At 30.3% G+C, this 14,891-nt stretch carries 14 protein-coding genes and 1 CRISPR repeat array (1 of these 15 running past the window's edge); of the genes, 12 read left to right on the forward strand and 2 right to left on the reverse strand.

Going from position 1 to position 14,891, the window contains the following annotated elements; translation table 11 throughout:
• The first annotated feature begins 1 nt into the window (after position 1).
• The 4 genes from EQM05_RS02020 (at position 2) to EQM05_RS02035 (ending at position 2,607) form a co-directional block, all read left to right on the forward strand.
• Positions 2–376, forward strand: a complete 375-nt coding sequence (locus EQM05_RS02020) for a thioredoxin family protein (protein ID WP_243108091.1) — start codon at positions 2–4, stop codon at positions 374–376.
• A gap of 55 nt (positions 377–431) precedes the next feature.
• Positions 432–1,277 carry a PrsW family intramembrane metalloprotease gene (locus EQM05_RS02025; protein ID WP_347560226.1) on the forward strand — a complete coding sequence of 282 codons (846 nt, stop codon included), beginning with the start codon at positions 432–434 and terminating at the stop codon, positions 1,275–1,277.
• Between the two features lie 79 nt (positions 1,278–1,356).
• A complete protein-coding gene (locus EQM05_RS02030) occupies positions 1,357–2,223 on the forward strand; it encodes an ATP-binding protein (protein ID WP_128748458.1) in 867 nt (288 codons plus the stop codon).
• Positions 2,224–2,439: 216 nt separating this feature from the next.
• Positions 2,440–2,607 (forward strand): zinc-ribbon domain-containing protein, encoded by a 168-nt coding sequence (locus tag EQM05_RS02035; protein WP_128748460.1) that lies wholly within the window; start codon positions 2,440–2,442, stop codon positions 2,605–2,607.
• Between the two features lie 46 nt (positions 2,608–2,653).
• Here EQM05_RS02035 and EQM05_RS02040 read toward each other — a convergent pair whose 3' ends face one another.
• On the reverse strand, positions 2,654–4,003 hold the full coding sequence (locus EQM05_RS02040; RefSeq protein ID WP_128748462.1) for an HD domain-containing protein: 1,350 nt from the start codon (positions 4,001–4,003) through the stop codon (positions 2,654–2,656).
• A gap of 175 nt (positions 4,004–4,178) precedes the next feature.
• Between EQM05_RS02040 and cas6 the strand changes: the two genes are divergently transcribed.
• From cas6 to cas3, 5 genes are read left to right on the forward strand one after another with little or no spacing between them, the layout of a single operon-like run.
• Positions 4,179–4,913 (forward strand): CRISPR-associated endoribonuclease Cas6, encoded by a 735-nt coding sequence (gene cas6 / locus EQM05_RS02045; protein WP_128748464.1) that lies wholly within the window; start codon positions 4,179–4,181, stop codon positions 4,911–4,913.
• Positions 4,914–4,927: 14 nt separating this feature from the next.
• Complete coding sequence (gene cas8a1, locus EQM05_RS02050) at positions 4,928–6,616, forward strand: type I-B CRISPR-associated protein Cas8b1/Cst1 (RefSeq protein ID WP_128748466.1); 1,689 nt, start codon at positions 4,928–4,930, stop codon at positions 6,614–6,616.
• Positions 6,617–6,660: 44 nt separating this feature from the next.
• Positions 6,661–7,533, forward strand: a complete 873-nt coding sequence (gene cas7i, locus EQM05_RS02055) for a type I-B CRISPR-associated protein Cas7/Cst2/DevR (RefSeq protein WP_128748468.1) — start codon at positions 6,661–6,663, stop codon at positions 7,531–7,533.
• Complete coding sequence (gene cas5, locus EQM05_RS02060) at positions 7,520–8,278, forward strand: CRISPR-associated protein Cas5 (RefSeq protein ID WP_128748470.1); 759 nt, start codon at positions 7,520–7,522, stop codon at positions 8,276–8,278. Before cas7i ends, cas5 begins: the two co-directional genes overlap by 14 nt.
• Positions 8,279–8,298: 20 nt before the next feature.
• Complete coding sequence (gene cas3, locus EQM05_RS02065; protein WP_128748472.1) at positions 8,299–10,545, forward strand: CRISPR-associated helicase Cas3'; 2,247 nt, start codon at positions 8,299–8,301, stop codon at positions 10,543–10,545.
• Between the two features lie 120 nt (positions 10,546–10,665).
• On the opposite strand, the gene EQM05_RS02070 is transcribed toward cas3, so the two are convergent.
• Positions 10,666–11,940 carry an IS110 family transposase gene (locus EQM05_RS02070; RefSeq protein ID WP_128748367.1) on the reverse strand — a complete coding sequence of 425 codons (1,275 nt, stop codon included), beginning with the start codon at positions 11,938–11,940 and terminating at the stop codon, positions 10,666–10,668.
• Positions 11,941–12,389: 449 nt separating this feature from the next.
• Between EQM05_RS02070 and cas4 the strand changes: the two genes are divergently transcribed.
• The 3 genes from cas4 to cas2 are packed head-to-tail and all read left to right on the forward strand — an operon-like array spanning position 12,390 to position 14,170.
• Positions 12,390–12,881, forward strand: coding sequence for a CRISPR-associated protein Cas4 (cas4, locus tag EQM05_RS02075; protein ID WP_243108093.1), 492 nt, complete (start codon positions 12,390–12,392; stop codon positions 12,879–12,881).
• Between the two features lie 13 nt (positions 12,882–12,894).
• A complete protein-coding gene (gene cas1b / locus EQM05_RS02080) occupies positions 12,895–13,887 on the forward strand; it encodes a type I-B CRISPR-associated endonuclease Cas1b (RefSeq protein ID WP_128748474.1) in 993 nt (330 codons plus the stop codon).
• A gap of 4 nt (positions 13,888–13,891) precedes the next feature.
• Positions 13,892–14,170: a CRISPR-associated endonuclease Cas2 gene (gene cas2, locus EQM05_RS02085; RefSeq protein WP_128748476.1), complete on the forward strand. Its 279-nt coding sequence runs from the start codon at positions 13,892–13,894 to the stop codon at positions 14,168–14,170.
• 188 nt (positions 14,171–14,358) lie between these two features.
• Positions 14,359–14,891: a CRISPR direct-repeat array (repeat unit 30 nt; unit sequence GTTTTTATATAACCATACTGGAATGTAAAT) (it continues 6,475 nt past the right edge of the window).

Raw genomic sequence — 14,891 nt, forward strand, 5'->3', positions numbered from 1 at the left:
TTTGAAAAGTAAAAATATTATAAAAAAAGTTAACGAAGGTGATAATATGATGAAACTTAATACTTCAAAAGAAGTAAATGAATTTATTTCTAATAATGAAATGGCACTACTGTATTTTTCTTCAAAGTCATGCAGCGTATGTGTAGGTATGTTTCCTAAAGTTGAAGAAATGCTGAAAAGCTATCCTAATATTAAAAGCGCAAATATAGATGTAGACAAATCAACAGAAGCAGCTGGTCAGCATTTAATTTTTTCACTGCCTGCAATACTTGTTTATGTAAATGGAAAAGAAACAATTCGTAAAGCAAGAATAATAAGTATGCTGGAGTTGGAAAAGTCTATAAAAAAATACTATGATTTAATTTTTAATTACTAATTATATAATGTTTTGGGTAAAGTATATTTGTAAACTTAATTATAAGTGAGGAGTTATGATGCGGGAAAATAATACTTTAACCTACAGCAAGCCAAAAAGAAAGTATAAGTGGTCAAAAATACTTAAAATAGGGTTCATTACTTATATATTTGGATTAGTAGTTATTATTTTAACACAAAACCCAAACATATTTCCCTCATTAGTCATTTTAGGGAACTTTTTAATTCCTGTTACTTATGTATCTTTTTTCTATGAAAAGAGAGTTATGAGCAAAATAAGAATGTCTGATATTTTAATGGCATTTTTTTATGGAGGATTTTTAGGAACCTTTGCAGCTTCAATTTTAGAGCCATTATTTATATACAAACTGGATTTTAAATCTTCAATGATGGTAGGAGTTATTGAAGAATTTGCAAAAATTATAGGTGTACTTCTAATATCCAGAAAGAATTGCAGCAATAGGGCTATGGATGGTATAATTCTTGGAGCTTCAGCTGGAATGGGATTTGCAGCACTGGAGAGCTCTGGATATGCTTTCACTGCTTTTCTTCACACAGGAGGCAGCTTATCCAGTACCGTTTTTATTACATTGTTAAGAGGAATAATGTCACCACTGGGGCATGGAACCTGGACTGCAATACTGGCAGGTGCACTGGTAAATGAGTGCAGATTTAAACGAGTTAAAATAGGCATGAATGTAATTGGCGCTTATTTAACAGTAGTGCTCCTCCATGGCCTTTGGGATGGGATTCCCTCTGTATTGGTAAAATTTACTTCATATGCATTTACATATCTTATAGCTGATGTTTTTGTTGGACTTATAAGCATTCTAATACTTCATATTATGTGGAAAAAGGCAAAACTGCAGGCTTATGAAGCTGAAGATGGAGGCCAGCTTTAAATGTTATCCATGTATATTCCAAAGACAAAATCACTTTAATCTGATATAATATTTTGAGAATGAGTTGAGGTGATAAGATATGAGTGGAATAGCAGGAGAAGGCTGTGATGTATTAATCCCTTTTAATGAAAGGAGACCTCTTTCGGAAATAGAACACAGCATTACAACAACCTATAGAAGTTCCATATGGTCAAAGTTTCTAAAGGCAATCAAGGAATATAAATTAATTGAAGATGGAGATAAGGTAGCTGTAGCAGTTTCAGGAGGAAAAGACAGTATGTTAATGGCTAAATTATTTCAGCAGCTTCATAAACATAGTCATATTAAATTTGATGTGGAGTATATCGTTGCAGATCCAGGATATCATGAGGACATTAAAAAGCTTTTGATTGATAATTGCAATTATTTAAATATACCTATTGAAATTTTTGATTCAGGTATATTTCAGGTTGTTGACAAAATAGCAAAGGATTATCCATGCTATATGTGTGCCAGAATGCGAAGAGGTGCATTATATAGTAAAGCAAAGGAGCTTGGATGCAATAAACTGGCTTTGGGACATCACTTTAATGATGTCATAGAAACCACATTACTTAACGTGCTTTATTCGGGAAATTTTAAAACCATGCTTCCTAAGCTGAAAGCTAGAAATTTTGAAGGAATTGAATTAATAAGGCCTCTTTACTATATAGAAGAAGAGGATATTCAAAGGTTTACACAGAAAAGCGGAATCTGGCCTTTAAACTGTGCATGCATGGTTGCTGCAAAGAAAATAGGGAACAAAAGATATGAAATTAAAGATTTAATTAAAAATATAAAAAAGAATTTTAATGGTGTTGATAAATCCATATTTAAAGCTGCACAGAATGTAAACATGGATGCCATATTAGGATGGCAGAAAGATGGAAAAAAGTTTTCTTATCTGGATTTTTATGATGAGGAATAATTGACCTTATATGGCATACAAAATATTAATGTACTTGTTAAAAAGTGTTGCAAATTGGACTTTTATATGTTAATATTAGATAGAATTAACAGTGAAATTAATTTATTTTAATGCAGCTGTTAACGGATTTAATAAGATCAACAACATTTCCTCGTTTCAGGAATTTATTGTTAATCACTTTTTAAATCTAATTTTTGAAAAAGGAGGAATGTTGAAATGGCAGATAAAACATTAGTATGTAAAGATTGTGGTAAAGAGTTCGTTTTCACAGAAGGAGAACAGGCTTTCTACAAAGAAAAAGGATTTGAAAATGAACCTGTAAGATGCCCAGAATGCAGAAAAGCAAGAAAGGCTCAGAACAACAATAGAGGGTTCAGAAGATAGTATTTGATTACTATGTGCTCTGTAAGAAGAAATTCCTACAGAGCATTTATTTTTTTGCCAGGTCAGTTAGTATTTCTTTTTTATTAAGCTCAGGGTCCTTTAATACCATATCAAGTAATTTATTTAATATAATACCTATTTGTTTTCCTCTTGGAATTCCTATATTTATTAAGTCTTCACCATTAATATTTAAATCCTTTAAGCTTAAAGGAATTTGTTCATTTATAATTGTGCGGCATTTTTCTTTTAATTTCAGAATGTCTTGAAAATCGCTGTATTTCTTTGCAGAGGATTTTCTATCAGCTATCTGCAGCAAAAACAAATTGTTTAAATTCTCCACTCCAACATTATTAATAAACTTTTTCACACTGAGAGATTTACCTGTGTCGCAGGTTCTCATATGTTCATAAATCAAGTGGCTTACAGACTCTATAGTTTTATTATCGAATTTTAGCCTTTTAAGTATTTCCCTGGAAATATCTCCGCTTACTTTTTGATGACCATAAAAATGTCCCTGACCTTTGTCGTCTAATGTAAAACATTGCACCTTGCCTATATCATGAAGCAAAGCCGCCAGCCTCACATCCAACTCAGCCGGAGCACAATCAACCACTGATAAGGTGTGCTTAAAAATATCTTTATCATGATGAATATTCCTCTGATCAAAATCAACACAGGGAATAAGTTCAGGAATAATATAGGAAAGCAGATTACAATTATATAAGTCTATAATTCCCTTGCTTGGCTTATAAGACATGAGAATTTTGCAAAGTTCATCTCTAATACGTTCGCTGCTGATATTTTTAACCAAATAAGAATTTCTTTTTATGCTGCCAATCAATTCAACAGGCTCCAGATCAAAACCTAATTGACAGGAAAACCTAACAGCCCTAAGCATTCTTAAAGCATCCTCATTAAATCTTTTATCTGCATTACCCACACATCTGATAATTTTATTATTTATATCTTCCATCCCATTAAAATAATCCAGTATTCCTGTTAACTCACTATATGCCATAGCATTAATTGTAAAGTCTCTCCTTGACAAATCCTGTTGAATAGAAGAGGTAAATGTTACCTTATCAGGATGCCTGTTATCCAGGTATTCACTATCGATTCTAAAGGTGGTTATTTCATAACTTGTATTGTTTATAACCACTGTAACTGTGCCGTGCCTTAATCCCGTTTCTATAACTTTTATCTGCCTTTTCCTAAATATATCTATAACATTTTCAGGTAGTGCATTAGTAGTAATGTCCCAATCCAAAGGTTTCCTGCCTATTATGCTGTCTCTAACACATCCTCCTACAATGTATGCATCAAAACCTTCTTTGTTTATTGTATTTAATATATATTTAACATCATCAGGGATGTTGATTTTTATTTTATCCATCATTTTACCTCCAGAGTTTATAAGTATATTTTAGCACAATGGGAATAAATTAATTTAACATAAAAATTTAAAATTATTACAAATAAAAGGATATTCATATAATTTGTAGAAATATATATTATAGCAGTTTGTATTTAATATAACCAACTTGGAAAAGTTGTATGAAGGGAGTTAAATTATGAGGTTAGCTGTTACTTGTGAGCTTGAAAATGAGGCGATGCCTTTGGATTTTCGAAGAAAGATTTTATCATTTTTGAAATATGCTCTTTCCAATTACGATAAAAAATCCTATGAATACTTATATGGGAAAGGCAAAACGGAGCCAAAGGACTTCTGTTTTTCTGTATATTTTCCTGAGGCAAAGATAAGCGGACAAGGTATAAATGTACGGAGCAAAAAATTAATAATTAATATTTCAAGCTATGATATAGAACTTGGAATAAACTTGTATAACAGTTTGATAAGGCAGCAGTGGAGGACTTATGACCTATCTACTTTTAATAAAATTAAAAAAATAATAAATATGAACCTTAAAAAGGAAAAGATAATAAAAAATGATAAAGTTCAATTTCATACATTAAGTCCGATTGTAATAAGAGACCATAACAAAGAACTTGGTACTGATTGGTATTTGACATTTGAAGATAACAATTATGAAAAGATATTAAAAAGAAATTTAAAAAGTGAATTGATAAATAAATTTGATGAAGATGTTACAAAAGATATTGATAATCTAAAAATATCAGATATCAGCATGAAGAAGATAATAGCAAAATCATATGATATTAATATTCCTTGCGCTATAGGAAACTTTGCTTTAGAGGGAAAACAGTATTTATTAAATTATTTTTATAAGGCTGGTTTAGGCAGCAAAAGAAGTCTTGGATTTTCACTTTTAGATATTTTTGAATAGGAGGTGAAGCTAATATGGAAACTGACAAAATCAGGATTACATTAGGGGATTGGATGTGGAATGCTTCTGTAGTTGGTTTTATTAATATAATTGGCGAAGAGAATATTAGTTATGTAAGTAAAGATACCGTAGAGTTCTCAAAGAATGTTTTGAATGAATTTGAGAATAAATACTTCAATTATTTAATTGAAACATATAAAGAAACACTATCATGGTATAAAATAGTTGATTTTAAAAATACCATTACTTATTTTGAAAATAATGAATTTAGCAATTTCAATTTAAAATCTTTGAAGCAGCTAAACAAATATATTAAGGATACTATAAAATATTATATAAAAAGTGCTAGTTATAAATCAGTATATGAGTTAATTGATAGTAAAATTGATATTTTAGAAAAGGAAAAAGAAATAAATACAATAAAAGAGCCAAAGAATGATGGAGAATTTCAAAATAAAAAGGATGATATAATTCTTGAAGTTAAAAAAAGTTTTGATAAGATAAGTGAAATTATTGATTATTGCAACACAGTTAGAGGTAAGAAATATCTTGCTGGGAAAAATGTAATTTATAATGTAATTAAAAATAGCTGGGATGGAATATGCTTTTTAAACCGTCAGACTAAAGAAAAGGATATGTATATAGATTATAAAAAATATTTTGTAGATCCTGCTATGGAGTATATTGATTCAGATAAGAAAAAATATAAATTTAGCTGTATTACATGCAATAAATCAATAAAGGATTTAAATAATGATCTAAGCTTTCTAAATGAAACGGGATTTGATGTAGGGAGAAAGTCTTCGCATGTTTGGAATTTTACAAATGACATAGCTATATGTCCAGTTTGTAAGCTGATATACTCGTGTATACCTGCCGGTATGGTTTATGTGTATGATAGGGGAATTTATATTAATGCAAATTTCAGCATTAAAAAAGCATTGAACATAAACAATAATATAAAAACGGATATATTAGTAAAGAATAAAAAATTGTCTAACCAAAGCATATACAGGGCTTTAATCAATTCTATAAATGAAAAAGTTAATGAGAATGTTAAATATGAGCTGGCAGATATCCAAGTTATAAGATTTGAAAATGGAAGTTATAGATTTAACATTTTGGCTAGAAAGACTATTGAGACAATAAACAAGTCAGAATCAGAGTTAAATCATATAATTAACGCAGGCTTTAAAGAAGCAAAAATAAATTATAATATTTACGAATTAGTTGTAAAAAGGATTTTTAATAATCAAAATCTATACACATTAATTCATAAGACCATTTTATATAAACTTACAAATGATGAAAGTTGTTACTACAATATGAGTCATGTAGAAAGTTTATTGTATATAAATAAAAAATTGTTAGGGGGTATGGGTTATATGCAAAATGTTGATAAGGAGAGAGATATTATAAAAGAATCAAAATCTTCAGGCTATCACCTTAGAGAAGAATACAAGTCAAAAGAAGCAGATAACAAGCTTCCAGGTATAAGCTACAGGCTTTTAAATGCATTAAAAACAGATAATAAAAATATGTTTATGGATGTAACACTTAATTGCTATCTATATGTCAGAAAAGAAGTTCCGCGAGTATTTATAGATGCTTTAAAAGATGACGATGCATTTAAGACTATAGGATATGCTTTTGTTGCGGGCTTAATTGACGAAAAGAAAAGTAAAGATTCACAAAATGCATAAAAAGTTAGATTATTAATTTTTTAGAAAAATGGAGGGAAATAATTATGAAATCTAAAGGGTTAACATTAACCGTAATTTTTCAGGCTGAGAGTGCAAATTATGGCGAAGGAATAGGGAATGTAGCTTCATTAAAGAAAATTTCCAGAAACAAAGGAGATCAGTATACTTATATATCAAGACAGGCCATAAGATACAATATTATAGAGCAATTAGGAGAAGATACTGCCCCCGTAAAGGCTGAAGGAAGCGGCGATAAGAAAGTAATTCAATTTAGTGAAGATGCAACAATAGACAAATATCCAGAAATAGACTTTTTCGGATATTTAAAAACAGAAAAAAGTACATCAGGGAAAAAAAGAAGTGCAAAGGTAAGATTATCGAATGCAATATCGTTGGAAACATTTAAAGGAGATTTAGACTTTCTAACTAATAAAGGACAAGCTGATAAAATAAATGAAAATATGAATATTGCTCAGGCGGAAATACATAAATCATATTACAGATATACAATAACTGCTGATTTGGATCAGATAGGAATTGACAAGGAATACAAGATAGAAATTGCAAATAAAGAAAAAGCTAGAAGGGTTAATAAATTATTAGATACAATAGCCTTTTTATATAGAGATATAAGGGGGAGAAGGGAAGACTTAAAACCATTGTTTGTCATTGGCGGCGTATATGATATAAAAAATCCGGTATTCCAAAATGTGGTAGATGTAAAAGATAACAAAATCTTAATTAATGACATTAAAGGGGTTATGTATGATAATTTGAAAAATGAAACTTATTGTGGGGTAGTTGAAGGAAAGTTTGATAATGGGGATGAGATAAAAGAGGAATTGAAAGCTAAAACCATGCCTGAATTTTTTAGCATCGTTAAGCAAAAGGTGGATGACTACTATGAAGGGAATTAGGCTAAGACTTTGGCAGGATATGGTGAATTATAAGAAGCCAACAAGTTTTCAGATTAAGGAGACATATCCTCTGCCTCCATATTCAACAATAATAGGAATGGTTCATAACCTGTGCGGATATGAAGAGTATAAACCAATGAATATAAGTGTCCAGGGAAAACATTTTTCAAAAGTTAATGATTTATATACAAGGTATGAATTTAAAAATGGAATGAAATATGAAGCGGCTAGGCACCAGTTAAAAGTCAATGAGTATGGCATATGCCGAGGAATAGCAACAGCAGAGCTTCTAGTAGATGTTGAGCTTTTGATTCACATAGTGCCTGAAGACCAGACACTTGTAAATGAAATTAGGGATGCTTTTCTTTATCCAAGGGAGTACCCATCATTAGGCAGAAGAGAAGATCTGGCAACCATATTAGAGGGACCTAAAGTAGTAGAAATAGAGAAAAAGGTTTTAGATTCTACCATAAGATTAGAAAAGGATTATGGTGCATATATACCTTTAGATATGATTGAAGACGAAAAAGTTTTGATGAAAAATTCTGTAAATGGAATTAGCATGACTGGAACAAGATATAAAATTTCTAAAAACTATAGGCTCATAAATTATGGTACTGAAAAATTACCTAAAATCTTTAGAAAGTGGGAAAAGAAAGATGTAGTTTATGGTACAAATCTTTCTGCACTAGAAGACAATGAGGTTTATGTGGACGAAGATAACAAAGTTGTATTTCTGATATAAATTTTTATGAGGCGTGTGAAATGAATGAAAACTATTTAGCAAAATCAATCCCTAAAGAGGATATACAAACTCATACAAATAATCTACTGCGTAATTATGAAAAGTTAAAAAGTTTATATCCCAATATTAAAGTTAATTGGTCATTGTTATATAATGCCTGCTTATATCATGATTTAGGAAAAATGAATTTAAAATTTCAAAGCAGGATTCATGGCAAAAAATATCCGGGTGAAATACCACATGGAGTATTAAGCCTGGCATTTATAAATTACAAAAAGCTAAGGAAAGTTTATGGATATAGCAGAAATGACATTAAAATATTATTTCATAGTATAGCTTATCATCATGACAGAGATTTTGATTTTGAAATTGAAGATGTTGAAGAAGAAATAAGAAACATGAGGGAACAGTTTAATAATTTTCATTATGATAAATTAGGCGAAGATAAATTTTTAGCTGATACTATTGAGGACTCTTATTTTGTTAAAAATGACAGGATATATGACGATGAAGATTCATTTTATAATTATATAATGGTCAAAGGGCTGTTGAACAGACTCGATTATTCTGCAAGTGCTTATGTTGATGTAGAAAATAAAAATGATTTTCTTCAACCTTCATTAAATAATCTGCTTAAGGGATGGCAAGAAAAGGATTCTAAGTTAAAATGGAATGAACTTCAGGAATATATGATAAAAAATAGAAATGAAAATGTTATTGTAATTGCACAAACAGGTATGGGAAAAACAGAAGCTGGATTGTTGTGGCTGGGTGAGGATAAAGGATTCTTCACCCTGCCTCTAAAAAGTGCAATAAATTCTATTTATAATAGGATAAGAGAAAATATTGTTACTGAAAATATAGAAAATCGGGTTGGAATGCTGCATTCGGAAACGTATAGCAAATATATAGAGGTACAAGAAAAAAGTGACAACAAAGACGAAATCAATCTGGAAAATTATTATACAAAGACCAAACAACTCTCTCTTCCATTAACTATCTGCACATTAGATCAAATATTTGACTTCGTGTACAGATATAGGGGCTTTGAACCAAAGCTTGCCACTCTTTCATACTCAAAGATTATAATTGATGAAATTCAGATGTATTCTTCAGATTTACTTGCTTATTTATTACTAGGACTTTCATATATATCAAAGCTAGGAGGGAAATTTGCAATATTGACCGCAACTCTTCCAAATATTGTTGTAGATTTATTAAGGTCAGAAAATATTAAGTTTCAAAACATAAAAGTATTTATTAATGATAGGATAAGGCATAGTATAAAAATAGAAAACAAGGAAATAAACTCAGAAGATATATTTAAAAGATATAAAAATAATAAAATTTTAATTATTTGTAATACTGTAAAAGCTGCAACAAGAATTTATAAGGAGTTAGTAAAGAAGATTAATGATAAAGAAGTGAACTTACTGCACAGTAATTTTATTAAAAAGGATAGAGCTATAAAAGAAAGTGAAATTCAAGAAATGGGTGATAAAAAAAATAAATCTCATGGTATCTGGGTCGCCACACAAATAGTAGAAGCCTCACTGGATATTGACTTTGATTTGCTATTTACAGAACTCTCTGATTTAAATGGTTTATTTCAAAGAATGGGGAGATGTTATAGGGATAGAGATTTAGATGTTGATTATAATTGCTTTGTATATACAGGTGGTCAAAAAGGATGTAGTGGAGTAGGAAAATTTATAGATAAGGATATTTTTGAATTTTCTAAAGAAGCAATAAAAGATATTAGTGGAATAATTAATGAAAAAACAAAAGTAGAATTGGTCTCAAAGCTATATACTACAGAGAAGTTATCTGAAACCCAATATTATAAGGACATTATAGAAAATATAAAATATGTAAAAAGCATTGAATGTTATGAATTGGATAAGACTGAAATGCAGAAAAGATTCAGAAATATTGATTCTGTTACAATAATACCTAAAAAGGTTTATGAAGAAAACATTGAAACAATAAACAGCTGTAAAAATATTTTAAATAAACCCTTTGATAAGAATATGTCTGATAAAGAAAGAAAATCCTTAAAGATAGAAAAAATCAAATCAAGAAATAGTATTATGGAATTTACGGTTTCTTTGTATGGTCGCATTGTCAGAAATGCTGAAAGCAAAACCCTTAATTTGAACAAATATGAACAAATTCCAATATTGGAATGCGATTATAATAATAAAACTGGTGTTGAAAACATAGTTTTTAAAAGTAAAAAAATCGATTATTCTGAACTTACTTTTTAAAAGCAATTTGGTAATATGTCAAGAACAAAATAAAAAGAAAATGAAATGATTCTTCAAAAAAAGGGTAACCCTAATAAACATACAGTCAAATCAGAATGTATGTTCGTGTGTCTTATATAATTAATCTACTCTATTTGAAGAGTAGAGTTGATTTTTAGCCAGCAATCCAAAAATCAAACGGATTAATTTACGAGAAGTTAGCGCGAGTGCTCGTTTATGCTGATGTGTAGTCACTTCAGCAAATTTCTTCTGGTAGAAAGCTTGATATTCAGGAACGTGTCTTATGACACTACCAGCGGCTTCTATCAGATAATAACGTAAATAACGGTTACCTGCTTTGTTCATTGGCGTATTTTCAGCCTTGAAATCACCAGATTGATTTTCTTTCCATACGATGCCAGCATATTTAGCAATAGCATCATTATTAGGGAATGCATGCACACTGCCTAATTCGGCAAGAATACCACTGGAATAAACAGGGCCAAAACCAGGGATTGACATGAGAATTTGATATTCCACAGGATTCATTCCCATAACCGCTTTCTCAATGGCTTTATTAATAGTACTCAGTTCTTTTTCAAAAGCCTGAATACAGTTAAAAGAGCATGCAATTGAAGTCGTTAATGGCTCATACAAACATTTATCAAGGCGATATGAATTACGAGCAGCTTGTTGAAGAATTTTAGCAGTCATCTGTGGATCAGAAATTCTCTTTCGACTCTTTGTATTGATGAATTCAACAAGTTCTTCTATGGAAGCATTTGCAATGTCTTCAGAAGATAAAAAATCCGTCAGGATAGAGGAAGCAGTGGCACCATATTTATTAGAAAAAGGATGTTCTTCACCATCTAACAAAGCAAATTCGCTAAACTTGAGAAATACATTTGATAGCATATATGTCTTCTCCCTGGTTAAGCATTCAACTATATGAAGCCTGTGTCTTGTAAGCCTTTGTAGGGCAAGGTATTGAGAACCACGCCAAGGCTCAGTATGAATCCTGCCGACTCTTGCAAAATCAGCAATAACAAAAGAGTCAATGCCATCATTTTTGTTAAGAGCATTAAAGGAATCTTTGTAGTTAGCAACTTCCTTAGGATTCAAACAGTAGACGTAGGGTTTATATGGCACAAGTTTTTCACTTGCAGATAAAAAATTAGCTATATGCACGCCATAAAATGAAGTAGACTCAAGACCAATAATAGTAACCTTAAATATATTATTTTCTAGTATCTTGACGAGCATGGATTCTAGTTGTTCTGCACCAGATTGTGTATTAGGAACAGGTTTCATTTTAATAAAAAATTCCTGTTCAAAGTTAATTGCAGAGACAACATTTTGTCTCGCACCAATATCGATACCAACAAATAGAGTTGATAAGTAATCTACTTTCTTCATGAAATCACCACCTTTCGAAAGTAATGAGGAAATTAGAAAAGGAATTATCCTAATCCAGAGTACTGACTGCAACCTCGCGTAATCAGCATTCAACCAAGCGAAATACCTTGCTGGTGGCTACGAATGGAGATGCAACATTTGTGTAAGCAGAATTTGATACTCTGGTCAGGCTGCAAGCTTTCTAGGCAATAACAATATGTTTTGCAGGAGAATACAGCAGTAACCTTCGCTAAAGTCCGTTAGGACTATTTTAGCATTAGGAAATTCCTTTATAAATAGTTAATGTAAGTTGTATAGATAGGAATGTAAAATAGATAGCAATAATGAATTGGGGGAATCCCCACAGAAAAACATAGATACTTTCTTATCTATACTAAAATATAAAAATAAATAAGTTTATAGCAGTCATTTAACTGACTATAAACTTATTATACGAGGAGGAATATTACTTGAAGAAAATAACTGGGAGCATGTTTTATTACTATTTTGTCTGCCATAGGAAGCTCTGGTGTTTTTATAATGATATAACAATGGAAAATACAAATGAAGATGTAATGCTTGGAAAGCTTATAGATGAAAATAGTTATGAAAGGGAAAGTAAGCATGTTATGATTGATGAAACTGTAAATATTGATTTTATAAAGGATTGGAAAATGCTTCATGAAGTGAAAAAGAGTAAAAGTATAGAGAAAGCGGGAATTTGGCAGCTTAAATATTATCTCTATTTTTTAAATGAAAGAGGAATTAAAATAGAAAAAGGTATTCTCGACTACCCTACACTTAGGAAAAGGGAAGAAGTCAGATTAGAAAAAGGAGATAAAGAAAAAATTCATGATATTCTTATTGAGATTGAAAATATAGCTTTACAGAAGAACATGCCTCCAGTAATTAATGAAAAAATATGCAGGAAATGTGCATATTTTGAATACTGTTATATTTAGGTGGGTGATATATATGTCTGAAAGTTACTATTTATTCGCAAATGGTGAGCTTAAAAGAAAAGATAATGTAATAAGATTAAGTACTGCTGATGGTAGGTATAAAGACTTGAAAATAGAAATGACTAGAGATATTTACTTATTTGGTGAAGTTTCTGTAAATACTAAATGTATAAATTATCTTGGACAAATGAATGTACCTGTTCACTTCTTTAATTATTATGGATTTTATACAGGCAGTTTCTATCCAAAAGAAACTAATGTTTCAGGCAAACTATTGATTGAGCAGGTAACCAATTATATAGATGAGACAAAGAGAGTTGAAATAGCGCAAAGTTTTGTTGAAGCTGCAAGTTATAATATTTTAAGAAATCTAAGATATTATAATGAGCGAGGTAAAGATTTAAACAACGAGATTGATGAAATAAAGCGATTAAGGGGATTTATAGATAGTACAAAGAGTGTTTCTGAACTTTTAGGAGTTGAGGGGAATATTAGAAAGGTTTATTATAGCGGGTGGAATACTATAGTAAATCAAGAGATAAATTTTGATAAAAGAACGAAGAGGCCACCAGATAATATGATAAACACACTTATTTCATTTATCAACTCCCTTGTATATGTAAGCTGTTTATCTGAAATTTATACAACTCAGTTAAATCCTACTATCAGTTATTTACATAGTGCTGGTGAAAGAAGATTTTCGCTATGCCTAGATATATCAGAAATCTTTAAACCTCTCATTGCAGACAGACTCATATTTTCTTTATTAAATAAAAACATTATAACAGAAGATGATTTTGATAAAGGATCAAACTTTTTATACTTAAAAGAAAAAGGTAGAAAGAGAATTTTACAGGAATATGATGAAAAACTTAATCAAACTATTAAGCATAAAACACTTGGAAGAAATGTATCATATAGATATTTAATAAGATTGGAGTGTTATAAATTAATTAAGCATTTAATAGGAGAGAAAAAATACGAAGGATTTAGGATGTGGTGGTAATTCTATGTATGTTATATTAGTTTACGATATAGTTTTGGATGAAGGCGGTGCAAGAGTATCAAGGAATATATTTAAAATATGTAAAAAATATTTGACACATGTACAAAAATCAGTATTTGAAGGTGATATAACTTCAGCATTGTTGCAAAAACTTAAGCTAGAGCTAAATGCTTACATCAGAAAAGATATGGATTCAATAATTATTTTTAAGAGTAGAGATCAAAAATGGTTGAAGAAAGAGTTTTGGGGTCAAGAAGATGATAAAACATCTAATTTTTTCTAATGTTTTTAATACAGTCTGTCTACCTCCAGTAATGTAAAATTGCTATAAGGTAGACAGATGTGAATTTATTGAATTTACAATGGTTTTATGAATTTTTATTTGAAATATTTAATTTTTTAATATAAAATTTAATTACCGACAGAAAGGGTGGGTAGGATGTAGTGATTTAGGGCCTTCTACAGCCACCTGTTTTTATATAACCATACTGGAATGTAAATATAAGCCAGGAGGTCAGGGTGGAGATATTACTGAGGTTTTTATATAACCATACTGGAATGTAAATTGCAATAACTCTTGCCTCAATAGCACTAAAATCGGCGTTTTTATATAACCATACTGGAATGTAAATTTAAGTACAGCTATGGATATTATTGCTGCAAATATAGTTTTTATATAACCATACTGGAATGTAAATGTCTGAGGATGATGTAAGGACTGAGGATGCAAGAGAGTTTTTATATAACCATACTGGAATGTAAATTCAACATCGTAAGTAAATGTCCATACTGTAGTTTTTGTTTTTATATAACCATACTGGAATGTAAATGAATTATACCTCAAGGTGTAAAAAATACTTTTGGTACGTTTTTATATAACCATACTGGAATGTAAATTCACATGAAGAGCTTGGCCAATACATAAGCCTTGAGTTTTTATATAACCATACTGGAATGTAAATGTCCAACCCTGTCCAGCTCAGCCTTAAATTCTTCTGGTTTTT

The organism is Clostridium sp. JN-9 (assembly GCF_004103695.1).
Taxonomy (GTDB): Bacteria; Bacillota; Clostridia; order Clostridiales; family Clostridiaceae; genus JN-9.